This is a genomic window from Carnobacterium viridans (genome assembly GCF_900102725.1).
Lineage (GTDB): Bacteria > Bacillota > Bacilli > Lactobacillales > Carnobacteriaceae > Carnobacterium_B > Carnobacterium_B viridans.
On the sequence record NZ_FNJW01000008.1, the window covers coordinates 958,806 to 983,663 of the forward strand.

Consider the following 24,858-nt stretch of genomic DNA (forward strand, 5'->3'; position numbering starts at 1 on the left):
GTCTTATAATTTAGGATTTGGGCAGGAGTGTAACAAAAAAAACGCCCTAGCGACTGCTACCAACAGTACTAGAGCTTAGATAGAACTACATAAAAATTATAACATGCTGAATATATTACTGGAAGTGGTCTCCAGTGAGAGTTTAGTGACAATTAAGGAGGAGTGTATTAATGAATAAGATCAAATTATTAACAACTATAGGTATATGTGGGTTTATCTTAGCTGCTTGCGGCACTGAAGAAACTAGCGTTAATGATTCGAATACTGCTGAAGTAGCAAAAAGTGAATCTATTGCTGTTGAAGAACCGGGTTTAGATGAATTGGATCAATCAACGACTGATGAACTTGCTAAAATTGGAAGTGAAGATGAAGAAATTGATTGGGAAAAAATTAATCTTAATAAACGTCAATTTAAAGAGTACATAGAATCTTTAGACGAGCAAGAAGCAACTTCTGAAGAAACTCTTACTATTGTCTCTTCTTCAATGCCTGATGACACTACTATAGAAATTATTATTAACAATCCTGATACATCTGAGATGAGAGAGTTAACTAACGGGTTCTTTACTATTATGATGGATAGTTTTAGTAGACAGTTATACTTAAGTTCGGATTATTCTGATGGATCTACTCAGCCAACTATCTTAATCAAAGATGATACAGGCAATATTATTTCGGAAGAAACTGATTTTATTGAAATGGAGGAAACTGAATAATGAATAAATTTAAGTATATTACCTTACTAGGCTTTTCTAGTCTATTATTAGCAGCATGCGGTGAATCATCTGACGTTACTGTAGAAAGCGTTAGTTCTAATTCTGCTACTTCTACTGCTGAAGAAGTATCTAGTGAAGCAGAGTCAAGTGAAGAAACTAGTGCACCTGGAAAAAGAAGTAATCCAGTTTCTATTGGAGAATCTGCAACTTGGGATGTTCTATATAGCGATGCTGACTATAATCCATTAGAAGGAACAGTTACTACTACTATTTCTAATATAATTCGCGGAGAAGAAGCAATTAATCAGTTAATGGAAGCTAATGAATTCAACGAAGCTGCTCCTGAAGGATATGAATGGGTAATTTTTGATATGTCCTTAGTATTAGACGAAGGTAGTGAAGACGATCCTTTTAATACATCAACTATTTTAATTACACCCATTTCATCAGATGGTAGCGAAGTTTCTCAATCAACCTATGCTACTTTTGAAGATGGAACTGCTTTTGGTTGGAAAGATTTATACAAAGGTGGAAATGACTCTGGAAAAGTTGGTTTGATCATTCCTGAAGGCGATGAAACTCTTATAGAAATTTCAGATATGAATACTAGTGTTTTTTATAAATTAAAATAAACTAATAAAAAAAGCTGTTAAACATTGATGAAAAATGTTTAACAGCTTTTTTTATTTTATTATTCCCACTCAATAGTTGCTGGTGGCTTGCTGGTAATGTCATACACGATGCGGTTAACATGTTTCACTTCATTTACAATACGAACAGAGATTTTTTGCAAAACATCCCAAGGGATGCGGGCAAAGTCACTTGTCATACCATCAATTGAAGTCACTGCACGAATTCCGATTGTATAGTCATACGTACGTCCATCTCCCATTACTCCGACACTGCGGAATCCAGGAAGAACAGTGAAGTATTGCCAGATGTCACGGTCAAGACCGGCAGCAGCGATTTCTTCTCTTAAAATGTAGTCGCTATCGCGAACGATTTCTAGTTTTTCTTCTGTTATTTCACCAATTACACGAATTCCTAAACCAGGACCTGGGAATGGTTGACGCCATACTAGGCTTTCTGGCATGCCTAATTGGATTCCTAATTCGCGAACTTCATCTTTAAATAAAGTGTTTAATGGTTCAATCAATTTGAATTGCATGTCTTCAGGAAGTCCACCTACATTGTGATGTGATTTAATTGTTTGCGCAGTATCTGTTCCACTTTCAATCACGTCCGTGTAAAGCGTGCCTTGAGCTAGGAAATCAACACCTTCAAGTTTTGTTGCTTCATCATCAAAGACATAAACAAATTCATTACCGATGATTTTACGTTTAGTTTCTGGATCGCTCACACCAGCTAATTTAGCCATAAAACGTTCTTTCGCATCGACACGAATGATGTTCAAGCCGAATTTACCGACTAAACTTTCCATTACTTGTTCGCTTTCGCCTTTACGTAATAGACCGTGGTCAACAAAAATACACGTCAATTGGTCACCGATTGCTTTTTGTAACAAGACACCAACAACACTTGAGTCTACTCCGCCTGATAATCCAAGCAATACTTTTTTGTCGCCGACTGTTTCGCGAATGATGGCAATTTCAGAATCGATGAAATCAGCAATACTCCAGTTCCCTTCGCAGCCACACACATCAAAAGTAAAGTTTTTCAACATGTCATTTCCGTGTTCTGAATGGCGTACTTCAGGGTGAAATTGAACTGCATGGAAATTCTTTTGTGGGTTAAACATTGAAGCAATTGGACAATGAGGGCTAGTAGCTGAGATAACAAAACCTTCTGGAACTTGAGTCACCAAATCTCCATGGCTCATCCAAACTGTTTCATTTTCAGCTAATGAGTTAAACAAAGGAGCCTGTTGATCATTGATGTTGATGCTTGCTTTACCGTATTCTCTATTTTCGCTGCCTTCAACTCTTCCACCTAAAGCAGTGGTCATTAATTGCATGCCGTAACAAATTCCTAAAATAGGAATTCCCATATTGAAAATCTCAGGGTCGACAGAAAAAGAACCTTCATCATAAACACTCATTGGACCACCAGAAAAAATAATCCCTTTAGCATTCATCCCTTTTAATTCTTCAGCAGTCACTTTATGAGACAATAATTCAGAATAAACTCCAAATTCACGAATACGACGTGTAATCAGTTGATTGTATTGACTTCCAAAATCTAGTACTATCATTTTTTCAACATTTGTTAAATCTGTAACCATTACCACGCAGTCCACCCCAAATTATTATTTTCAAAACTATTTACATTGTATTTTTTCATTTTACCGACTATTTTCACATTGGTCAACCGCACAATAAATGTATCCCTTTTCTATTTTAATACTTTTTTAATAAAAGTTGATCGATGTAATGATGATCTGTTTTATGAATAATCAATTCTGCTCTATTTTTAGTAGGCGAAATGTATTCTTTCAAATTTTTTAAATTTACTGTCTTCCATACTCCGCGAGCCATTTCAAATGCTTCTTCTCGATTGCCCTGAGCGTAAGAATAGTAATAGTTTCCTGGTTTTTTAAATGCCGTACCTAATAATAGACCAAAACGTTCTAAGTACCATTTCTCTATTAATTCTGCTTCAGCATCTACAAAAATGGAGAAGTCAAAAAAATCACTGATATAAATTTGTTGATTTGCCGGAAGTTGTAAGACATTGATTCCTTCAACAATGAGTATATCGGGCTGTTCTAAGACATGTTCTTCACCTTCCACGATATCATACGATTCATGAGAATAGACGGGAGAAACAACGGATGATTTGCCATTTTTTACTTCTCTTAAGAATGAAATCAATTGCTGCATATCGTAACTTTCAGGGAATCCTTTACGGTTCATGATTCCTTTTTCTGACAGTATCTTATTAGGATATAAGAATCCGTCAGTGGTAATCATTTCCACTGATTTGTCTTTGTATACTCTTGAAAGCATCATTTGGAGTAAACGTGCTGTTGTGCTTTTCCCAACGGCTACACTTCCAGCAATTCCAATGATGTAGGGTTTTTGACGTGTCTCTCTCTTTAAAAAATTATTTTTTTTGGCTTGTAGCTGTTCATAATTTTTCAAATACACATCTAACACGTGAACGATTGGTATGTAAACTTCTTCCACGTCTTTAATCGAAATTTGGTCATTCAGTCCTTTTAATTCTTCTAATTCATTGGACGATAATGGAGCAATACTATCAATGTTTAATTTTTTCCATTCTTCACGCTCAATGATATGAAATGTAGCAGACTCTTTCATATAATTATAGATCCCCCGAGTTCCTAGACTTCCGGACTATTGTACCAAAATTATTGCTTGTTTTATAGTTTTTATTCTTCCTTATCTTTGGAAACCGTTTATCTTTAAAGAAACTTAACTAGCCATTTATCTTATATATAGTGTACTATATATTCTGGTATAGCATTATAAGATTACAATCCATCCTATTAATAGGATACAGTTAAGGGAGATCGCAATGAAAAAAGGGAAACAAGAAAAATTTGAAATTTGGGGAGACGTTGTTGAATTAAGAGACTTAATCATTTCCATCCTTTTATCTAGTGGTTCTACTATGGGTGCTTATTTTTTGGCTCCAAGCGACGACAAAACCAAACAACTTTTTTTTGGTCTAGCAGGTGCAGTGATTGGATTTATCCTTTCAACTCTCTTCATTAAGCCAAAAAGAATCGTGACGATAGAAGACGAACAAGAGAACAGTTAAGAACGAGTATTGGAGAGAACAAAAATTATGGAATTGTTAGTGTTGGTTCAAATGGTTATAGCTGCTCTTGCAGCAATTGTTTTGTATACTTTTATAGGTTTCATCCCTGGTACTGATGAAACATCTGTATTAATGCCGGTTACGTTAGCACTTATTTTATCTGGGGTACAACCCATTATTGTATTAACTTTTTTTATCGCAGCAATCGTGACATTAAATTTAACCAATTCAATGCCTACTGCTCTAGTCGGGCTCCCCGGTGGAGTTCTTTCTAGCCCTATGATTGAACATGCGTTATACTTAAAAAATCGAGGCATGTCCGAGATTACGATCAAGAAAATGGCTTCTGGAGCTTTGATTGGAACGCTGATATCTGTTCCAATTGCTTTAGTGCTAGCTGATTTATTAACACCTTTTGCAGAAATCATTCAACCTTATTCTTCACTTTTATTTGTTATTGGAGCTATTTTTCTTTCTTTAATAGGTAAAAACAAAATTTTATCGTTAGTGAGCATTCTTCCTTTAGCAATGCTGTTCCAAGGGTTGCGCTATTTATACTGGGGAATTGGTGTTGTGCCAAAAGACACTAATATTACAACATCCTTCTTCTTAGGTATCACAATAGGACCTTTGATTATTTCTCTTCTTTCGCTGTTAAATAAAGTAAATCGTGAAAAGATGTTGACCGATGAATATAAAAAAATTACGTTACCTAAAAGTACTTCTGCTCATCAAACAATAAATCCTTTCAAAGTATTATCTAAAAGCGAGTTAAAACCCGCTTCCCTATCTGCACTGTTTTCAAATTTCCTTTTTGTCTTAAGTCCAGTTGGGTTGATAATTCTGTTTGGTGAATTAGTTGCGAATAAAAAACAGAATCCTGTTGAAAAAGCTTCTACTGCAATTATTACGATGAGTGCTTTAGCACAATCAACATACCTTTCAGGTATTATCATTCCCTTGATAGCTTTAGGTATTCCTTTATCTCCAACTGCTATTGGGCCAGGAAGTCCCTTATTTAATGCTCCTCCCGTTTTTACCGTTGATCATAACTTGCATCATATTTTGAGTACAACCGAATTTACCATTGCTATCTTAATTGGTTCAATTCTTGCTGCACTTATCAGTTACATTGTGATCAATCGTTACGCTGGAAAAATTTCGCAATTCGTTTTATTAAAAATTCCGCATGAAGCTATTTTAGGTCTATTCATTTCCTTTATCCTGTTGTTAGCTTATATGGATGCTGGTTTAATTAACATCTTTGGTGTTCTTTTAATTGGAATTGCAAGTGGCACGTTAAATAAAATGGGCATGAATTACGGCATTCAATTTATGACATTATATGCTGCTCCATGGCTAGTTGAAAAAATCGCTCAAATTTAATCTTTCCTAATTCGAGTTCGAACACTATATTACGAAATAAAGGAGTTACAACATGTTGAATCTGAATCAACCAGCACTAGGAAAAGCGAATGGAAAAATCATTCTAATGGGTGAACACTCTGTTGTTTATGGTGAACCCGCCATTGCTATTCCTTTTCCTGCAACACACATCCATGCGACGATAACGCCTATTGAAGGGCCTGTCCAATTAGACTGTGTCTATTATCAAGGAGACTTAGCTTCAGCTCCTCAACATTTAGAAAATCTAATAGCTGTTGTCGAATCGACATTGAATGAATTAAAACAAGAATTTAATAATTTTAAATTGACCATCGAAAGTACCATTCCGGTTGAGAGAGGAATGGGGTCAAGTGCTGCAGTAGCCATCGCAACAGTTCGTGCGGTATTTAATTATTATTCAGTCCCTCTTACAGATGATAAACTTTTAACATTAGCCAATATCTCAGAAACAATTGCTCATGGAAATCCGAGTGGCTTAGATGCTGCAATGACAAGCGGTAGACATCCACTTTATTATATAAAAGGAAAACCTTTCGTTCCTTTTAAAGTATCTTTATCTGCCTATTTAATTGTGGCTGACACCGGTTTAAAGGGCCAAACCAGAGATGCTGTGGCTAGTATTGCGCAGTTAAATAAAGAAGATACAGAAACAACCATGGACGCTATCCATGGTTTAGGTGACTTGGCACGACAAGCAAAATTTGCAATTGAATCTGCTAATCCTGTAACATTAGGGTTAGTTATGAATGAAGCTCACGAAACACTTTCATCTTTAGGTGTAAGCAACGAACGATTGAACCATTTAGTTAGTACTGCAAGAACTAATGGAGCACTAGGTGCAAAACTTACGGGTGGCGGTCGTGGAGGCTGTATGATTGCTTTAGCAGCCGATAAAGATACAGCTGCAAGCATTTCAAATGCTTTAGTAGATGCTGGTGCTGTAAATACATGGACACACCAATTAGGAGATGAATCAGTTGAGTAATGCCAGAAAAGTACGTGCCTATACAAATATTGCCTTAATTAAATACTGGGGAAAACGCGATGATGCTCTTATTTTACCTACGAGCAGTAGTCTTTCTCTTACTTTAGATGCTTTTTATACTGAAACTTCTGTGTCTTTTGATGAATCTATTGAAAAAGATACGTTTTACTTAAACGATACTCTTCAAGATGAAGCTGCTACTCAGAAAGTTAGCCGCTTTTTAAATTTGTTTAGAGAAACAGCCAACGTAAAAACTCCTGCAATCATTAAAAGCACCAATTACGTTCCTACAGCTGCTGGTCTGGCTTCTTCTGCTTCTGGAATGGCTGCTTTAGCTGGAGCTGCTAACTTAGCAACTGGCTTGAATCTGTCTCCTCAAGAACTTTCTATTTTTGCAAGACAAGGTTCTGGTTCAGCAACTCGTAGTATTTATGGTGGCTTCGTTGAGTGGCAAAAAGGAACCTCTTCAATGGATTCTTATGCTGTCAAAATTGACGATGCTGCTTGGGATATTGGTATGCTCGTTGTGGTTGTAAATAAAAATCAAAAAGAACTCTCTAGTCGTGAAGGTATGAAACAAACCGTTGCAACATCTCCTTTTTATTCAGGATGGGTCGAAAGTACCGCAGTCGATCTTGTGAATATCAAGAAAGCTATCCGTGATCAAGACTTTGAACAAGTCGGCGAAATCACAGAAAGCAATGGCATGAAAATGCATGGAACTATGTTAGGAGCCAACCCGCCAATTTCTTATTGGGAACCGGATAGTGTTGTAGCTATGCAACTCGTAAGGCAATTACGTAAGCAAGGAATTCCTTGTTACTTCACAATGGATGCTGGCCCAAATGTTAAAATTCTTTGCCGTTTATCTGATAGCCAAAAAATAAAAACAGCTTTTTTAAATTATTTTAATGAAGAACAATTGATTATCTCTGGTCCTGGAAGTGACTTAAAAGAAGTTACACTCTAACAAACTGAAAAAAACAGTGTTCATTACTTAGGAGGAATTACAGTATGATTGAAGCTTCTGCACCTGGTAAGTTATATATCGCGGGAGAATACGCCGTTGTTGAACCAGGTCATCCAGCTATTTTAGTAGCTGTAGACCAATTTATTACCGTATCACTTGAACAATCGGAACGCGTAGGAAGCATCACCTCTTTCCAATACGGAAATCTTCCCATTTTATGGAAACGTGAAAATGATCGTTTAGTACTTGATAAACGTGAAAATCCTTTTCATTACATTTTAGCCGCTATTCGTTTGACCGAAGAATACGCAAAGGAACAAGGAAAAGAATTATCCTTTTACCACTTAACCGTTGACAGTGAATTAGACAGCTCACAAGGAAAAAAATACGGTTTAGGTTCAAGTGCAGCTGTTACCGTTGCTACTGTTCAAGCATTGTGTCTTTTTTATGGCATTGAAGATAGTAAAAACGTTATTTTCAAATTAGCAGCTTTGGCTCATTTATCGGTTAAAAGTAACGGTTCTTGTGGGGATGTTGCTGCCAGTGTTTATGGTGGATGGTTAGCCTTTACAACTTTTGACCCTGAATGGGTATTAGAACAAAAAAAACATAACACAGTAAAAGAGTTGGTCGAAATGGAATGGCCACATTTATCATTCACACCATTAACTCCTCCAAAAGATTTGCGTTTAGTTATTGGATGGACTGGTTCGCCAGCATCGACTTCTCACTTAGTAGATGAAGTAACCAACAAACGCAGCCAAGATGCGATGGCATACGAAACTTTTTTAAAAGAAAGCAAACAGTGTGTTAATGCGATGATAGATGCTTTTCAAGAAGAAAATGTAACTGAGATTCAACGTCAAATAAGAAATAATCGTCAACTTCTGCTTCAAATGAGTCAAGATACATCTGTTACGATCGAAACGCCTGCTTTAACCAAATTATGCGAAATGGCAGAAGAGCTTAAAGGAGCTGCTAAATCATCAGGTGCTGGCGGCGGCGATTGTGGAATTGTTATTTTCAACCGAAAAGAAGGCTTATTGTCACTGATTACAAATTGGGAAAAAGAAGGAATCATAAATCTTCCATTACACGTATTCAAAAAATCGGATCAGTAATGCCCCCTTTCTTATGGATAAAAAATGTTGGAGGATCACACTATGAAACCTACGAATAACCGAAAAAATGAACATGTTTCATTAGCCGAAAAATTTGCTAAAGAGACCCGCAAATCAGATTTTGATTCTTTCCGTTTTGTTCACCATTCTTTTCCTGAAATGAGCGTAGCTGATGCATCTATCTCTACTTCATTTGCAGGACTAGAAATGGCTTCCCCTTTTTACATTAATGCGATGACTGGTGGCAGCACTTGGACAAAAAAGGTAAATGAAAAATTAGCTTTGATTGCTCGCGAAACTGGAATCGCTATGGCAACAGGTTCAATCAGTGCGGCTCTTAAAGATCATTCTGTTGAAGACAGTTACACCATTGTCAGAGAAGTTAATCCAAATGGGACGGTTTTTGCTAACTTAGGCACAGGTCAAACACTTGAAAATGCTAAGAAAGCTGTTGACTTAATTCAAGCGGATGCGCTTCAGATTCATGTAAACTCGCCGCAAGAAATTGTTATGCCAGAAGGCGATCGTGATTTTTCCAATTGGTTAACAGAATTAGAAAACATTGTTCACCATTTAGCTGTACCTGTCATCGTTAAAGAAGTTGGGTTCGGAATGAGCCGAGAAACTATCCAGCAATTGACTTCAATTGGTGTAAAAACTATTGATATTAGTGGACAAGGTGGAACAAATTTTGCCCAGATTGAAAACTATCGCCGGACTACCGAGAAATTTGATTATTTAGAAGACTGGGGACAATCAACCGTTATTTCTTTAGTAGAAGCTCAGCCTTTTATCAATGAAATAGACCTATTGGCCTCTGGAGGTATACGCAACCCCTTAGACATCGTTAAAGCCTTATCTCTGGGAGCAAAAGGTGTTGGCATTTCAGGTCTCTTCTTGCATATGGCATTAAGAGATGGTGTAGAAGCTACTATTCTAGAAGTAAATGCTTGGAAGAATCAAATTGCATCGATTATGACTCTTCTTGGGAAGAAATCGATCAAAGATTTAAGTCAAGCCGATATTATCTTGCTTGGAGAAGTAAAAGATTGGTGCGAACTTCGCAAGATCGATGCTTCGATCTTTGCTAATCGCTCTTCACAACATTAGTGCTTCTACTAAATAGACAACTAAGGTCAGCCATTGAATTCAATGGCTGACCTTAGTTGTCTATTTTTTTTATACTTCTTTATTTTTTAGCATGATCCACTTTTGTGTATCCTTAAAGCCCAAGTGTTGATACAATCGGCCAGCATCCGGATTGGAGTAAAATAAACAAGCCGTTTTATTCTCTCTGTTACAATAACTCACTAAGGCAGACACTACAGCTGTTGCGTATCCCTGTTTACGGTAACTTTCAATTGTGCCAACAGCTAGTATCATACCTGAAAGTTTTGTTTCAATTGCAATTCTACCAGAGGAAATAATCTTACCATTTTCATCTTTGATGACTTGGATTCCATTCTTATTTAAGTCCAAGTCATTTGCAATTTCTTCAATCGTTTGTTCATGCTTCATACCCATTTCTTTTAGAAAATCAATATAGGATTGAATAGCTTCTTTATCTAAGGGAACAACTTGTTGAAGAAGTGGACTTTCCATTTCTAGCTCTTTGCACTCAGCCAAAAAGGTTTCTTCTTTTTCATACTCCGTAAACTCTTCTTCATATTGAGCAATGACTTCCTCATTGCCAGAGATATACATAGGACTCAAACTTTGGATTAAAGGTAAGAAAGTATCAAATCCTTCAAAATCTCTTCCATGGATTGGCATAAGATTTTCTTTATAACGCACTAAGACACCAATAATGTCATCTTTATTATTGACATAAGCCCATACATCTACATCAAAATGCTCAACTCCATATGTTTCAATATCGCCAATAGCAAACAAATTTACGCTTGGGTCTTGATAGAGAAAATTCAATACATCTTCTCGTTTACTTTCATCACATTTATAAATCATTTTCGTTCTTCCTCCCCAATAAAGGCCTTAGTCCCTTAAGTATACTTTTTCAGCAAAATAATTGTAGCATTTTGCACTTCATTTGAATATTTATTCTTTATTTTTTTAAAACATATACACCATTAAAGTGATTGCAGAGATTCCTAATACCATAGACCATAAAAGACTTTTTGTTTTATAGGCCACGAAAAAGACAATAACAGAAGGGATTAGTTTTATATTATTTATTGGATCAACGTTAAATTGGCCTTCCCAGAAGAAAATATCCGAAAATATTAGTGCTGCAAATATGGATACAGGAATAAAGGACATCCATTTTGAAATTTTATCTGGTACGGAACGATTGCTTAAAACAAGCATTGGCAATACCCGAGGGATGAATGTAACGATTGCCATGCCTAGGATCAACTGCAGTTGCTGACTAGTCATAGTCTATTCCCTCATTTCCTATTTTTACTCTTTTGTTCGTTAAATATTCATCAGTAAAATAGCCGATAAAAGAAGCTAAGATTGCCGCAATCACTAGTGCAATTGTATGTTGTAAGAGAATCATAAAAACAACAGCTAATACTCCAGCTGTCAAACCCACAAAAAAGTACAGTTTAGATACAAACTGATTGACTAGCAAACTGATAAACATAGCGATTAAAACATAATTTATGATTGTTGTATCAATAACCCAAGCACTCCCGACAATTGCACCAATAAAGGTACTTAAAGACCATGTGAGGTAATTCAAGGTATTGATCGATAAAGCTTTATTTGCAGTCCACTCATGATTTTTAAATTGATTGTAATTAATAGCAAATGACTCATCCGCTAGAGTGTGACTGAAAAAAAGAGTAAATGGTAGAGACGTTTTTTTGATAAAACTTGACATACTGGAGCTCATTAATAAATGACGCAGATTTAAAAAGAATGTCATGGTAATAATTGCTGGAATTGAAGCTCCCATACTTACCATTGAAGCCGCCATAAATTGAGCTGCTCCTCCAAAAACGAGTAAACTCATTGCTAAAATAGTTACCGCATTGAATCCTGCGTCATATAAAACCATACCACCGGCTAATCCCAATGGCACATAACTGATCATGACTGGATAAATCACTTTTAATCCATCCATCCAATCTTGTTTTTTCATTTTTCAATCCCTCCTAACGAACGTGTAACAGCTAGTATATCACATTGTCATGTTTTTTTAGTAGAACTTCTCGTTAATTAGCGCTACGAAAAAGTTGGATTAATTTAATTAGATTGTAACTCTTTCCCACTTTTGATAATGTAAACCTATTGAATGACGCATGAAAGGAGTCAGTATACATGTTAAAAAGAATAGTCATTGGATCTTTCTTTGTTAGTATTGCTTATTTTTTAGTGTACTTTTTTGTACCCGCACTTAAAAATGCTGTTTATAGTGGAGGCTTTTGGGCTATCTTGCACGCTTTAATGGGTGTCATCTTAATCGTTGGTATTTTTGGTATTATTCTTTATGTTCTTTACTATTTATTTTCGGATCCACATAAAAAATGAAAAAAGAGTGTTGAGAAAAACCTCAACACTCTTTTTTCATTTTTTAATTTAAGATAACTTCATGAATTAAAGGAATTGGTGTAGCTGAATCAGCTATTGTGATACCTTCCCAGATTTTTTGTTCTACCTCTGGAACTTCTTCTTGATTGGTGTGGATCGTCAGTAACGGTTCACCCTTTTTAACAGCGTCGCCTACTTTTTTATGCAAGACAATCCCTACTGCTAAATCAATTTCGCTTTCTTTTGTTGCTCGTCCAGCACCTAACATCATAGCTGCGATTCCCAACTCATCCGCTATAATTTCTGAAACGTATCCGTCTCTATTTGCTAAAACATCAATTTGGTAATCTGATTTTGGCAATAACTCTGGATTATCAATAACGCTCGTGTCTCCGCCTTGAGAAGCAATAAATGTTTTAAATTTTTCAAGTGCTTTACCATTGCTAATGGATTCTTCTAATAAAGATCTTGCTTCATCTAAATCTTTTCCTATGCCAGCTAAGTGAACCATTTGACTTCCTAACGTTAAACACAAGTCCATTAAATCAGCAGGTCCTTTACCATTTAAAGCGTCAATCGCTTCTTTAACTTCTAAAGCATTCCCAATTGCAAAACCTAGTGGTTGACTCATATCAGAAATAACGGCCATTGTATTACGTCCAACGCGGTTTCCGATTTGAACCATAGCGTGAGCTAACAATCTAGCATCATCTGTTGTCTTCATGAAGGCTCCAGCGCCTGTTTTCACATCTAATACGATAGCATCTGCTCCGGCTGCTATTTTTTTACTCATGATCGAACTTGCAATCAATGGAATAGATTCAACTGTGCTTGTTACGTCTCTTAGAGCATACAATTTTTTATCTGCTGGTGTTAAGTTACCGGATTGCCCGATTACAGCTACTTTATTTTCATTTACTAATTCAATAAATTTCTCTTGAGTCAATTCTACGTTAAACCCTGGAATGGCTTCTAATTTATCAATTGTCCCACCTGTGTGACCAAGACCGCGCCCGCTCATCTTAGCCATTGGAATACCTAAACTTGCTACTAGAGGCGCTAAAACAAGCGTTGTCGTATCGCCTACTCCACCTGTGGAGTGTTTGTCTACCTTCACGCCTTCAATGGCCGACAAATCAATTTCTTCACCAGAGTGAACGATACTCATCGTTAGATCACTTTTTTCACGATCATCCATATCTTTAAAGTAAATTGCCATCAACATTGCACTCATTTGGTACTCTGGAATTTTACCTTCTGTATATTCTTCGATCATGGTAGTGATCTCTTCAGTAGTTAATGCATTTCCATGTTGTTTTTTTGTAATCAAATCGACCATTCTCATTTAACTGATGCTCCTTTATTTAAATTGATTCGTTTATCTTACCACAATCTTCAAAAAAACGTTTTCATCACTTGTGTATTCTAACAATTTCCTCATCATTCGCCAATCTTTCAGCCATAGTGATCTTCTGGATCGTCCTTTTGTTTTTAGCGTGCCTCGATGATTTCTAAACCGGATTCACGCCCTACAATGATGGTATTCACACGATCAAGAAACAAGCCATGTTCCATAACCCCTGTTAATCCGTCTAACCATAAAGCTAATGATTGAGGATCTTCTATCTTAGCTATATGTAAATCAATGATATAATGTCCGCCATCTGTTAAATAGTTCTCGTCAGTCTCATTTTTTCTCATCGACGGCTGGAACCCTTTTTCATCAAATATCCGCATCAATTGCTGACTGCCATAAGGCAATACTTCTACTGGTAAAGGAAATGCGCCCAATGTTTCGACCATTTTACTCTCATCAACAATCCATATCACTTTTTTTGAATAATCTGCAACAATTTTTTCGAATAGAAGAGCTCCTCCTCCACCTTTTACCCCTTGATAATGAGCATCAATTTCATCAGCACCGTCAATCGTTACATCTACTTTTTCAACTTCGTCAATTGTTTTTAGCAGAATTCCTAACTGCTCAGCTTGTTCTTTTGTACGAGTGGAAGTTGTTACTCCAGTAATCGTCAATCCTTCTTTAACGCGCTTTCCCAAAGCTTCAACCATATAGTAAGCCGTTGACCCAGTTCCTAATCCAACAACCATACCTTCTGTTACGTATTCTGCTGCTTTTTCTCCAACTAATTGTTTTAAATTCATACCTATGATCCTCCTGATGCGTACTTTTATTCACTATTAGTATAGCATAACGCTTACTCTATAAAGTATGAACAACTAAAAATAATGCTTAAAAAGGGAGTGATTTTGCTATTTCGTTTTTATTAACGGCTACTTCATTTCTATGTTCAAATAGATTTTAAATGGGACAAACTTCTATTAAATCTCTACACGTTTGTCCTTTTTTCTTACTTTTGGGACAAACTTTCCGTAAACCTCTCACGTTTGTCCTTTTTCATTACTTTTGGGACAAACTTTCCATAAACCTCTCACGTTTGTCCTTTTTCATTACTTTTGGGACAAACTTTCCATAAACCTCTCACGTTTGTCCTTTTTCATTACTTTTGGGACAAACTTTCCATAAACCTCTCACGTTTGTCCATTTTTCTTACTTTTGGGACAAACTTTCTGTAAACCTCTCACGTTTGTCCTTTTTTCTTACTTTTGGGACAAACTTTCCATAAACCTCTCACGTTTGTCCATTAAACAAAAAACCTCGCTGAAGTAGTCACTTCAGCGAGTTTTTTTGTTTTCTTATCGAGGATAACTGGAATATTCCGCTTTTGAAAATAGCTGTGTGTCTTTCAGGGTCTTTTCGCATCCTTTAGTTGAGTTGCGCATACCAGACTTTCGGAAAAAACGTAATTCTTGCAGGGATGAAACATCCCTTACAGAATTACTTGTTTTTCTGTCAAGTCTAAGCGGTATGCTACACATCCTTTTACTTTCTGTGCATTTTGAATTCTAGGAAGTAGTCGTTGTAGATTCCGATGTATTCGGAGCCTAGGTCTTCGTAGACTTCTAGGTTTTTCATGGTTTCTTCATTTGGATAAAATTGTTCATCTTCTGTTATTTCAGATGGCAAGAGTTCTAATGCTGTTTTATTAGGCGTTGAGTAGCCTACGTACTCGGCATTTTGTGCTGCATTTTCTGGTTCTAGCATAAAGTTAATAAATGCATAAGCTGCATCAAAGTTTTTAGCCGTTTTTGGAATAACAAAATTATCAAACCATAAATTTGAGCCCTCGCTCGGAATGACGTAATGCAGATTTTCGTTTTCCCATAACATTTCAGATGCCTCACCAGAAAAAGTAACGGCTACTGAAGCTTCTTCTTGGATCATATACATTTTGATTTCGTCTGCAACAATAGCTTTTACGTTAGGCGTAAAACTGCCTAATTTTTCAGCTGCAGCAACTAGTTGTTCGTCATCTTTTGAATTTAGAGAATGTCCTTCACTATCTAATGATAAACCGATAATTTCACGCGCTCCATCAATCAACATGACTTTATTTTTTAAATCTGGATTCCATAAATCATCCCAATGTTGAATGGCATCTTCATCCACAAATTTATCATTGTAGATGATTCCTAATGTTCCCCAGAAGTAAGGAATAGAGTATTGATTATCTGGGTCAAAGGGTTGATCCAAGAATTGAGCATCAATATGATTGAGTCCTTTAATTTTGGACTGATCTAATTCAATCAATAAATTTTCATCGATCATTCTTTCAATCATGTATTCACTAGGAACGGCTAAATCATAATTCGTTCCACCTTGTTCTATTTTTGTGTACATTGCTTCGTTAGAATCGAAGGTTTCATAGGTTACTCGATAGCCCGTTTCCTCTTCAAATTTGGTAATCAATTCTGGGTCAATGTAATCTCCCCAGTTATACAAATTCAAACTATTTTCTCCGGTAATTCCTTGAGCCTTTTCGAGTTGATCTGCACCGAGGTATAATCCCCCACAAACTACAAGAATAGCTAAAACCATGAATAGTAATTTTTTCATCGCATGCCCACCGCCTCAGCATGTTGTCGTTTTTTGTTCTTTTGTTTTTTTGTTAAATTGTGCTGTTGGATAAAGTAATAACCAATCACTAGAATCAATGCAAAAACAAACATTAAAGCACTTAGAGCATTGATTTCCAAGCTCACTCCTTGTCGAGCTCGTGAGTAAATCTCTACAGCTAAGGTTGTGAACCCATTTCCTGTGACAAAGAAGGTTACCGCAAAATCATCTAACGAGTAAGTAAACGCCATAAAATAACCTGCTAAAATACCCGGAGTAATGCTGGGAAGAACTACTTTTGTCAGTACTTGCCAAGTATTTGCACCTAAATCTCGTGCTGCTTTAATCATCGTATCATTCATTTCTTGCAACTTTGGCAACACCATTAACACGACAATCGGAATACTAAAAGCAACATGGGATAACAATACTGATATAAACCCTAGACGAAATCCGATAAAGGTAAACAAGATCAAAAAACTTGCCCCTATAATCACGTCAGGAGAAACCAACAAAATATTATTGAAGCTTAGTACAGCATTTCTTGTTTTCCTTTTTTTCAAAAAGTAAATTCCAATTGCTCCAAATGTTCCGATAGTTGTTGCTAATAATGAAGACAGCAACGCAATGAGAAGGGTATCTAAAACAATACCGATCAATCGTGTATCTTCAAATACTGAGACATAATTATCTAGTGTAAAACCTGTAAAACTATTCATTGTTCCGCCATCATTAAACGAGTAAAAGATCAAGAAAGCAATCGGTGCATACAAAACGATAAAGACAAAAATCAAGTAGAGGTTGGACCACTTAAATCGCTTTTTTTTCATTTACGAACTGCCCCTTTCTTTTTCTTTTCTCCCGTAAAGAGCATGATAAGGATCATTGCAATAATCAGTACAACACCAATCGTCGAACCCATACCCCAGTTTTGGGTAACTAAGAAGTGTTGCTCAATAGCTGTTCCTAAAGTGATCACTCGATTCCCTCCGATTAAACGTGTCAACATGAAAAGGGATAAAGAAGGAATAAAAACCGCTTGAACGCCACTTTTAACACCATTTAGCGTTAAAGGAAACACTACTCTTCTAAACGTTTCAAAACTATTTGCGCCTAAGTCACGACTTGCTCGAATAAAAGAAGGGTTCATCTCTTCAAGTGCATTGAATATAGGCAAAATCATAAATGGAATTTCGATATACGTTGCAACAGCTAAGAAACTAAAATCAGTAAATAATAATTGTTGCCTTCCTATTCCCACAAAAGAAAGGAAGTCGTTCACTGTACCATTTGCACTAAAAATTCCGATAAACGCATAGGCTTTTAGTAACAAATTGATCCAAGTTGGTAAAATAATCAATAATAGCCACAATTGTTTGTGCTTTGTTTTACTCAAAAAATACGCAGTTGGGTAACTTATTAGCAAAGTAAATAATGTAATGAGGAATGCATACCAAAATGAGTTTAAGGTCATTCTAAGATATGTACCTGATTGAAAATACGTTTGATAATTCCCTAAAGTAAATTGTCCATCAACAGTAAAAAATGATTGATACACAATTAAGAGTAAAGGAGCAACAACAAATAAGAGCAACCAAAAAGTGTACGGTATAAAATAAAACACATTAGATTTTTTTGTCATTGTTCTCCTCCTATTCTTCTTCGTAGCTTTCAAGACGAGCATCAAAGTCTTGTTCTGTTTCATTAAATCGCATAACGTGAATATCTTCCGGTTCAAAATACAAGCCTACTTCATTTCCCACGACTGCTTTTTTAGTCGAATGTACCATCCATTCATTGTTTTCCCGGTCATGCCCGATAATTTCATAATGTACACCACGGAACAATTGAGTATCTACTTTAACCGTTAACTTCCCTTTTTCTACTGTTGTTAAGGCTAAGTCTTCTGGACGTAAAACAATTTCAACTTTTTCATTCGGTTTCATCCCTGCGTCTACACATTCAAATGTATGTCCGACAAAAGAAACCTCATAATCTTGGACCATTGTGCCTTTAACAATATTGCTTTCTCCGATAAAATCTGCAACATAACGATTGATCGGTTCATCGTAAATATCTACTGGAGTACCGCTTTGAATAATTTCACCATTTTTCATAACAAATATTTCATCACTCATTGCTAACGCTTCTTCTTGGTCATGAGTAACAAACACAAATGTGATACCCAAACGTTGTTGCAGTTCACGCAGTTCATATTGCATTTCTGTTCTTAATTTTAAATCAAGTGCGGATAAAGGCTCATCTAATAACAAAACTTCTGGTTCATTTACTAGGGCACGTGCAATAGCTACACGTTGACGTTGTCCACCAGACATTTCACTGATTGCACGGTCTTCATAGCCCGATAATTGAACCATTTTCAATACGTTTTCTACTTTATCTTTGATAACTTTTTTATCTAATTTTTTGATTCTTAAGCCAAAAGCTACATTTTCAAAAACATTCATATGTGGAAATAAGGCATAGTCTTGAAAAACCGTATTTACTTTACGTTTATTAGCAGGAACCTCATTTACTTTTTTTCCATCCAATGTGATCGTACCTTCTGATGTCTCCGTAAAACCAGCAATTAAATTTAGAATAGTTGTTTTCCCACAACCGGATGGCCCAAGTAAAGTATAAAATTTTCCCTGTTCAATTTCAAAATTGATATTTTTTAAAACCGGTTCATCATCATCGTATTGCTTTTTTACATTCTCAAATGTAATGATTGCACTATTTGTCATTTGTTTTTCTCCTTTGTAATGAATTTCAACTTTTTTACCAGATAGCTCCAAAAACCTTAGTGGAAGGAATTATTAAAGATAAGAATCTGTCACTACTAACAATAATAAACTCTCACCGTTGAATTGATTCATCAGTTGATGATTTTGAGTAGCATGAAAATAAATCGATTCGCCTTTTTTAGCAAAATACCTCTTTAATCCAATTTCAATACAAATTTCGCCTCCTAAAACATAGCCAAATGTCTCGGATAATGAAGGACTAAATTCTTTAAATTGACCTTTTTCAGCAAATTTAAGAAAAACAGGTTCCATTTCATTTTCATTGGATTCAGGTACAAGCCACTTTATCTCATACCCTTTTTCATCATCTTCATAGACGGTCATCTCATCATTTGTATAAACCACTCGTTGTTCTTCCTGTTTTTCGTCGAAGAAATCTTTTGGACTGCATCCCAAAACTTCTAAAATGTCAAAAAAGACTTCCATCGAAGGTACACTTATATCTCTTTCAACTTGAGAAATATACCCTTTACTCAAATTAGTACGTTCTGCTAACTCTTCTTGTGTTAGATTTTTTTGAATTCTTAAATTTTTAATTCGATTTCCAATTTCCATAAAAAATCTCCTTCGAGTTCGCTTGTTTACCACTAGTAAACTACAACTCACTAAAGTTTACTGTTAGTAAGATTAATGTTTACTATAGCCTTTTATATTATAAGTTTTTTCAAATAAAATGCAATAAAAAAATCGCAATCCATAGAAACGGATTACGATTTTTTTGATGATCCTCTATTATAAAACATTCTTCGTTGCAAAATGACTTACTGTTAATAATTCTTCGCCAATAATCCGAACTTCTGGTACAAGTTGAATCTTATTTTTCTCAAAGATAACTTGTTGAATGTGGTCGATCAGTTCAATGTAATCTGTTGCAGTTGCTTGATTGATGTTCACAATAAAACCTGCATGCTTCATTGAAATTTGTGCTCCACCCCATATTTTCCCTTGCAAACCAGCTTCTTGAATCAATTTACCAGTAAAATAACCGGCCGGGCGTTTAAAGACACTGCCACATGAAGGATATTCCAAAGGCTGTTTGGATTCTCTTAAAAAAGTTAATTCTTCCATTCTAACTTTTATATCTGTTGACTGCCCTTTTTTTAATTGAAAAACAACTTCTAAGACAATATCTTGTATTTCTTGGATACGACTGTGACGGTAACTAAATTCCAACTCTTGATTAGTAAATGTCTTTAATTCTCCCTCACGAGTCAATACTGTAACAGATTCAATGACTTCACTCACTTCGCCATCATAGGCTCCTGCATTCATATAGACTGCTCCACCAATACTCCCAGGAATGCCACAGGCAAATTCTAATCCTGTTAATTCAGCTTCATAAGCTGCATAGGAGGTATCAATTAAACGAGCTCCACTTTGGACAATAATTTTTTTCTTTTCAATTTTGATCTGCTTCATTTCTGTTAGTATCATGACAACACCACGAATCCCGCCATCTTTAACAATTAAATTGCTTGCATTGCCAAGAACCGTTAAGGGTAACTTTTCATTTTTTACCCATTGAACAACATCCTTAACTTCTTCTGTCGTTTTTGGAAAAACTAAAATATCTGCTGGTCCACCAGTTTTAGTGTAGGTGTAAAGTGACAGTGGCTCATTTTCTTTTATAATCAAATTTGGGAAGTCTTTCTTAAATTCTTCGATTAACATAATATCTAATACCCTTTCGTATGAGTGGAGCCTATTGCTCTACTTTTTAATGGATTTAACAAACATCTTATTTCAAGAAATCTCATCATTAGCTCTAGTTTAACATGCAATTGTTCTTTTTTGTAGTTTGGATTCCCTTTAAACTAAAGATTTAGTACTTTTTTAACATAACTTTCGTTTTAAAAAAATAGGACTGAGACGAGTGTCCCAATCCTATTTAAAAATTCAGGTTACTTCAATTTGTTTAGATAATCGTAACGTTCAAATACTTCTGACTCTGCTATTCCTACAAGAACAGTTCCCTCTTCGATACGATAGTCTGGGCTAAATGAAACATCCATTCGTTTTTGAGCTGTTTTTCTGACTCCGATAATATTAATTTCATATTTTTGTCGTAAGTCTAATTCATCGAATGTTTTACCGATCCAACGAATCGGGGGTCTAAATTCAATAACTGCATAATCCTCATCTAAATCAACGATATCCGTAATGTGTCGTCTTAAGACATTTTTTGCTACGCGAGTTCCCGCTTCTTTTTCAGGGCGAATAACTTTTGTAGCTCCAATTTCATAAAGTACTTCCATAAACGATTTGTTTTTCGCTTTTGCAATAATAGAAGGGATACCTAACTTTTTACAATTCATAATCGCTAAAACGCTAGATTCTAGACTTGTCCCTGTTGCCACTACTACTACATCACAATTATCTAAACCAATACTACGTAAAAGATTTAAATCTGTGATATTTCCTTGTACAGCTTGTGTTACATAAGGTTCAACACGTTCGACATTATCCATATCTCTATCGACCGCAATAACGTCACAATCAAATTCATTTAATTCTTTCGCAATTGATGATCCGAAGACTCCAAGGCCTAATACACCGATTGTTTTTACTGACATTTTTTGTACTCCTATCCAATTAATATGGTTGTTTTAGCATATAATTGATCTTTTGTAAGCTTACTTTTTCTACTCAAACTCAATAGTATAGTAATAGGCCCAATTCTTCCGACAAACATTAAGATCATTAATACGACATGACTAATATGTGACAATTCTGGCGTTAGATTCACACTAACACCCACTGTTGCTAAAGCAGATACAGCTTCAAATAACAAATATAAGAAAGGTTGATCTTCTACTAGCATGAGTACACTTAAACCAACAAATAAAAACAAAAAAAAGGTTGCAACAACAACGATTGCGCGACGAATAATTTCTATTGGAATGGTATGATGTGCATAATTAACATGTTTTTGTCCCTTAACTTCACTAATAATCAATAAAGCCACTAATGCGAAGGTTGTGGTTTTGATCCCACCGGCAGCTCCACCAGGTGATCCGCCAATAAACATTGTACCTATGAAAAATAGTAAAGAAAAAGGTTCGATTAATTCGTAATCTAATGTAGCAAATCCAGCTGTTCGCATAGTAACTGTTTGGAAAAACGAAGTTAAGATTTTTTCTGGAATGGTAAAATTGCCAATAGAATTTGGATTGTTCCACTCAACTGCAAGAAAAACCACTGTTCCAATAATAATTAATGTCTACTGAATAATAAACTATGCTTATTCTGCTGCCTTTTACAACTAATGATTGATATAATAGATGCAAGGGTTTTTATAGGATGTTAAACAAAACCTTGCACTTTTACTGAAATGAGGACAGAAACATGTATAAATCACAACCGTATTCACAAATCGCTTTCGAAGACTTCAACCAACCAATGGGACTAAAAATGAACCCGAAAAATAGATGGATTGAAAAAGCGGAATGGATCCCTTGGGCTGAACTGGAAAAAGGCTATGCCAAGAACTTTCGCAATCAAAAAGGCAATGTCGCCAAACCGCTTCGTATGGCTCTGGGTGCCCTTTTGATTCAAATAGAATACGGTTATTCTGATGAAGAGACTGTCCTTCAGATCCAAGAAAACCCTTATCTTCAATTCTTTATCGGCTTGCCCGGCTATCAAGAGGAAAAACCATTCGACTCTTCGACGATGGTTTATTTTCGCAAACGCTTGGACGCTGTTACACTGACCGAGATCAATGAAAAAATTACTGAGTACGCCTTAGCCAAAGACAAAGAAAATCAAGATAACGATAACGACACTGATGACGATACAGATTCGAATGATTCAGGGAATGCCGGAACATTGATCTTAGATGCAACTTGTGCACCTCAAAAAATCAAGTATCCTACGGATACAGAACTGCTCAATGAAGCACGTACGCATGCAGAAAAGATGGTAGACGACATTTGTGAAACCAACGGATTCTCTAAGCCTCGTATGTATCGCAAGAAAGCTAGAAAAGACTATTTGTCAATTGTTCGCCGCAAAAGAAAGTCAGCCAAATGGTTGCGCCCTAAAATACGGAAGCTGCTTGGATATGTGCGCCGAGATATCGATTACATCAAAGGCTATCTCGAGCATGGAATCAAACTGAACGAGAAACAACAAAAAACATTCGAAGTTATTTGTCGTATCTATGACCAGCAGAAGGAAATGTTCGATAAAAAGACGCATTCCGTAAAAGACCGGATTGTCAGCTTTTCTCAACCATGGCTGCGACCTATTGTTCGAGGGAAAGCCAAAGCAAAAGTTGAATTCGGCGCGAAGTTAGATCTGAGTATCGATTCAAATGGGATGGCACGGATTGAAAAGACCAGTTTTGATGCCTACAATGAAGCTTCTGTGTTGGTTCAAGCTGTCCGCCGTTTCTACGATCGAAACGGACGTTATCCTGAGCGGGTTCTTGCCGACAAGATCTATCGAAATCGAGAAAACAGGTCTTACTGCAAAATACGAGGCATTCGCCTAGCCGGACCATCACTTGGTCGTCCAAAGAAAGACCAAACCAGAGACAAAGAAATCGAATATCGCGATAATGCAGATCGTGTAGAAGTTGAGCGCGGCTTCAGTTTACTGAAGCGTTGTTTCGGTATGGAAAATATCCGCACCAAACTCCGCGAAACTACCTTGACTACGATTGCCTTATCCGTCATTGCGATGAATGTAGATAACATTAATCGCAATCGCTTGCGCTCTTTTTTTGGACAACTGAAAAATCGGAAAAAAAGCTGTTTAGTTCTATTGAACTTTTCTCCATTTCAAATTAGCCCAATTGTTCAGTAGGCATTAATTAAACCGATTGTCATATTAATAGCTAAACGCGTATGTATTTTCAACATACGATATGAACGCTTCCAGCCACTTTTACATTTGTTTTTTAAAATTGACTGAACGTTATGAGTGACATCAAACCAGACTGAGAAGCCAATACCGCCTAAAATGATTAAAGCAGTCACTACTAGATTGACTAAAGGATCATGCACATACTCTTGTAAACTGTATGCTCCTAGATTATCAAAACCAGCATTACAAAACGATGAAACAGCTAAAAATAAAGAGATAAAAAGACCACTTGCAAAACCAAATTCCGGTACAAATTTAAAAGCTAAAAGAATCATACCTGTACATTCAATAATAGCAGTATACCTAATAATAGATGCCAGATAGGACTTAAAATCCCCTAATTCATCTCTATTAAGAGCTTCTTTAATGGCCATAGTATCTGAAAACCGCATCTTCCTTCCCATTCTAGTAAGGAATGTTGCTAGGATGGTCATTAAACCTAATCCACCTATTTGCATGAGGATAATACACACTACTTGTCCAAAAAATGTAAAAGAAGTTGCAACAGGTAGTGTAAATAAACCTGTCACACATACCATAGATACAGCTGTAAATAAATTGTCAAAGTAGGTTGTTTCTGAACTTTCAAGATTGCTTATAGGTAATGTCAATAATAATGATCCTATAAAAATAACAATTGCAAAACTAATAATTATTTTACCAGCTGGAGGTATTCTCCTAAGCTTTTTTAAAAACATTCCTTTTCTCCTCATAACTTTCTTAAATTATCATATACGAATGTATTATATTCTTTCTAAAATAAAAGTA

At 36.0% G+C, this 24,858-nt stretch carries 26 protein-coding genes; 10 read left to right on the forward strand and 16 right to left on the reverse strand.

All coding sequences use genetic code 11. The features are described 5' to 3' along the window. Positions 1 to 170: 170 nt before the first annotated feature. Together BLT48_RS05995 and BLT48_RS06000 are read left to right on the forward strand one after the other, a co-directional pair. Complete coding sequence (locus BLT48_RS05995; RefSeq protein ID WP_089976186.1) at positions 171 to 716, forward strand: hypothetical protein; 546 nt, start codon at positions 171 to 173, stop codon at positions 714 to 716. After that, positions 716 to 1,348 carry a hypothetical protein gene (locus BLT48_RS06000; protein WP_089976189.1) on the forward strand — a complete coding sequence of 211 codons (633 nt, stop codon included), beginning with the start codon at positions 716 to 718 and terminating at the stop codon, positions 1,346 to 1,348. Before BLT48_RS05995 ends, BLT48_RS06000 begins: the two co-directional genes overlap by 1 nt. Positions 1,349 to 1,407: 59 nt before the next feature. Here BLT48_RS06000 and guaA read toward each other — a convergent pair whose 3' ends face one another. After that, positions 1,408 to 2,958: a glutamine-hydrolyzing GMP synthase gene (gene guaA, locus BLT48_RS06005; RefSeq protein ID WP_411155663.1), complete on the reverse strand. Its 1,551-nt coding sequence runs from the start codon at positions 2,956 to 2,958 to the stop codon at positions 1,408 to 1,410. 115 nt (positions 2,959 to 3,073) lie between these two features. Continuing rightward, positions 3,074 to 3,997 carry a type I pantothenate kinase gene (gene coaA, locus BLT48_RS06010; RefSeq protein ID WP_089976195.1) on the reverse strand — a complete coding sequence of 308 codons (924 nt, stop codon included), beginning with the start codon at positions 3,995 to 3,997 and terminating at the stop codon, positions 3,074 to 3,076. A 217-nt stretch (positions 3,998 to 4,214) separates the two neighbouring features. Here coaA and BLT48_RS06015 point away from each other — a divergent pair, with 217 nt between their 5' ends. Genes BLT48_RS06015 through fni form a run of 6 tightly spaced genes read left to right on the forward strand, consistent with a single transcriptional unit; the run spans position 4,215 to position 10,053 of the window. After that, a complete protein-coding gene (locus BLT48_RS06015) occupies positions 4,215 to 4,460 on the forward strand; it encodes a hypothetical protein (RefSeq protein WP_035020090.1) in 246 nt (81 codons plus the stop codon). Between the two features lie 27 nt (positions 4,461 to 4,487). After that, positions 4,488 to 5,846 carry a tripartite tricarboxylate transporter permease gene (locus tag BLT48_RS06020; protein ID WP_035020092.1) on the forward strand — a complete coding sequence of 453 codons (1,359 nt, stop codon included), beginning with the start codon at positions 4,488 to 4,490 and terminating at the stop codon, positions 5,844 to 5,846. 52 nt (positions 5,847 to 5,898) lie between these two features. Next, positions 5,899 to 6,852 carry a mevalonate kinase gene (mvk, locus tag BLT48_RS06025; protein WP_089976198.1) on the forward strand — a complete coding sequence of 318 codons (954 nt, stop codon included), beginning with the start codon at positions 5,899 to 5,901 and terminating at the stop codon, positions 6,850 to 6,852. Next, complete coding sequence (gene mvaD, locus BLT48_RS06030; protein ID WP_176944085.1) at positions 6,836 to 7,822, forward strand: diphosphomevalonate decarboxylase; 987 nt, start codon at positions 6,836 to 6,838, stop codon at positions 7,820 to 7,822. The genes mvk and mvaD overlap by 17 nt, the downstream gene beginning before the upstream one ends. A gap of 44 nt (positions 7,823 to 7,866) precedes the next feature. Next, entirely contained in the window at positions 7,867 to 8,943 is a 1,077-nt protein-coding gene (locus tag BLT48_RS06035; RefSeq protein ID WP_089976205.1) for a phosphomevalonate kinase, read from the forward strand. Between the two features lie 42 nt (positions 8,944 to 8,985). Then, a complete protein-coding gene (gene fni, locus BLT48_RS06040; RefSeq protein ID WP_089976208.1) occupies positions 8,986 to 10,053 on the forward strand; it encodes a type 2 isopentenyl-diphosphate Delta-isomerase in 1,068 nt (355 codons plus the stop codon). Between the two features lie 69 nt (positions 10,054 to 10,122). Here the strand turns inward: fni and BLT48_RS06045 are convergent, their stop codons facing one another. The 3 genes from BLT48_RS06045 to BLT48_RS06055 all read right to left on the reverse strand — a co-directional run bounded on the left by BLT48_RS06045 (position 10,123) and on the right by BLT48_RS06055 (position 12,049). Beyond that, positions 10,123 to 10,908 (reverse strand): GNAT family N-acetyltransferase, encoded by a 786-nt coding sequence (locus BLT48_RS06045; RefSeq protein WP_089976212.1) that lies wholly within the window; start codon positions 10,906 to 10,908, stop codon positions 10,123 to 10,125. A gap of 105 nt (positions 10,909 to 11,013) precedes the next feature. Next, positions 11,014 to 11,337 carry an AzlD domain-containing protein gene (locus tag BLT48_RS06050; protein ID WP_089976216.1) on the reverse strand — a complete coding sequence of 108 codons (324 nt, stop codon included), beginning with the start codon at positions 11,335 to 11,337 and terminating at the stop codon, positions 11,014 to 11,016. After that, positions 11,330 to 12,049 carry an AzlC family ABC transporter permease gene (locus tag BLT48_RS06055; protein WP_089976219.1) on the reverse strand — a complete coding sequence of 240 codons (720 nt, stop codon included), beginning with the start codon at positions 12,047 to 12,049 and terminating at the stop codon, positions 11,330 to 11,332. The genes BLT48_RS06050 and BLT48_RS06055 overlap by 8 nt, the downstream gene beginning before the upstream one ends. Positions 12,050 to 12,228: 179 nt before the next feature. On the opposite strand from BLT48_RS06055, the gene BLT48_RS06060 reads away from it, so the two are divergent. After that, a complete protein-coding gene (locus BLT48_RS06060) occupies positions 12,229 to 12,438 on the forward strand; it encodes a hypothetical protein (RefSeq protein WP_035020107.1) in 210 nt (69 codons plus the stop codon). A 43-nt stretch (positions 12,439 to 12,481) separates the two neighbouring features. Here BLT48_RS06060 and BLT48_RS06065 read toward each other — a convergent pair whose 3' ends face one another. The 10 genes from BLT48_RS06065 to BLT48_RS06110 all read right to left on the reverse strand — a co-directional run bounded on the left by BLT48_RS06065 (position 12,482) and on the right by BLT48_RS06110 (position 22,420). Further along, on the reverse strand, positions 12,482 to 13,783 hold the full coding sequence (locus tag BLT48_RS06065; RefSeq protein ID WP_089976222.1) for a pyrimidine-nucleoside phosphorylase: 1,302 nt from the start codon (positions 13,781 to 13,783) through the stop codon (positions 12,482 to 12,484). A gap of 146 nt (positions 13,784 to 13,929) precedes the next feature. Further along, positions 13,930 to 14,601 carry a ribose-5-phosphate isomerase RpiA gene (gene rpiA / locus BLT48_RS06070; protein WP_035020110.1) on the reverse strand — a complete coding sequence of 224 codons (672 nt, stop codon included), beginning with the start codon at positions 14,599 to 14,601 and terminating at the stop codon, positions 13,930 to 13,932. 739 nt (positions 14,602 to 15,340) lie between these two features. Then, positions 15,341 to 16,414 (reverse strand): ABC transporter substrate-binding protein, encoded by a 1,074-nt coding sequence (locus BLT48_RS06075; RefSeq protein ID WP_089976226.1) that lies wholly within the window; start codon positions 16,412 to 16,414, stop codon positions 15,341 to 15,343. Beyond that, positions 16,411 to 17,244, reverse strand: a complete 834-nt coding sequence (locus tag BLT48_RS06080) for an ABC transporter permease (RefSeq protein ID WP_089976230.1) — start codon at positions 17,242 to 17,244, stop codon at positions 16,411 to 16,413. Before BLT48_RS06080 ends, BLT48_RS06075 begins: the two co-directional genes overlap by 4 nt. Beyond that, the gene (locus BLT48_RS06085) at positions 17,241 to 18,056 is read right to left on the reverse strand and encodes an ABC transporter permease (RefSeq protein ID WP_089976234.1); all 816 of its coding nucleotides are present in this window, start codon (positions 18,054 to 18,056) and stop codon (positions 17,241 to 17,243) included. The genes BLT48_RS06080 and BLT48_RS06085 overlap by 4 nt, the downstream gene beginning before the upstream one ends. A 10-nt stretch (positions 18,057 to 18,066) precedes the next feature. Beyond that, complete coding sequence (locus tag BLT48_RS06090) at positions 18,067 to 19,161, reverse strand: ABC transporter ATP-binding protein (RefSeq protein WP_089976238.1); 1,095 nt, start codon at positions 19,159 to 19,161, stop codon at positions 18,067 to 18,069. Positions 19,162 to 19,233: 72 nt separating this feature from the next. Next, on the reverse strand, positions 19,234 to 19,776 hold the full coding sequence (locus BLT48_RS06095; protein ID WP_089976241.1) for a helix-turn-helix domain-containing protein: 543 nt from the start codon (positions 19,774 to 19,776) through the stop codon (positions 19,234 to 19,236). 177 nt (positions 19,777 to 19,953) lie between these two features. Beyond that, the gene (gene murB, locus BLT48_RS06100) at positions 19,954 to 20,892 is read right to left on the reverse strand and encodes a UDP-N-acetylmuramate dehydrogenase (protein ID WP_089976245.1); all 939 of its coding nucleotides are present in this window, start codon (positions 20,890 to 20,892) and stop codon (positions 19,954 to 19,956) included. Positions 20,893 to 21,122: 230 nt separating this feature from the next. Next, entirely contained in the window at positions 21,123 to 21,794 is a 672-nt protein-coding gene (locus tag BLT48_RS06105) for a potassium channel family protein (RefSeq protein WP_035020123.1), read from the reverse strand. A gap of 11 nt (positions 21,795 to 21,805) precedes the next feature. Beyond that, positions 21,806 to 22,420, reverse strand: coding sequence for a potassium transporter TrkG (locus tag BLT48_RS06110; RefSeq protein ID WP_244885805.1), 615 nt, complete (start codon positions 22,418 to 22,420; stop codon positions 21,806 to 21,808). 146 nt (positions 22,421 to 22,566) lie between these two features. Here BLT48_RS06110 and BLT48_RS06115 point away from each other — a divergent pair, with 146 nt between their 5' ends. Continuing rightward, positions 22,567 to 24,030 carry an IS5 family transposase gene (locus BLT48_RS06115; protein ID WP_226776547.1) on the forward strand — a complete coding sequence of 488 codons (1,464 nt, stop codon included), beginning with the start codon at positions 22,567 to 22,569 and terminating at the stop codon, positions 24,028 to 24,030. Here BLT48_RS06115 and BLT48_RS06120 read toward each other — a convergent pair. Further along, entirely contained in the window at positions 24,024 to 24,788 is a 765-nt protein-coding gene (locus BLT48_RS06120) for a potassium transporter TrkG (RefSeq protein ID WP_226776588.1), read from the reverse strand. The genes BLT48_RS06115 and BLT48_RS06120 overlap by 7 nt on opposite strands. Positions 24,789 to 24,858: the final 70 nt, after the last annotated feature.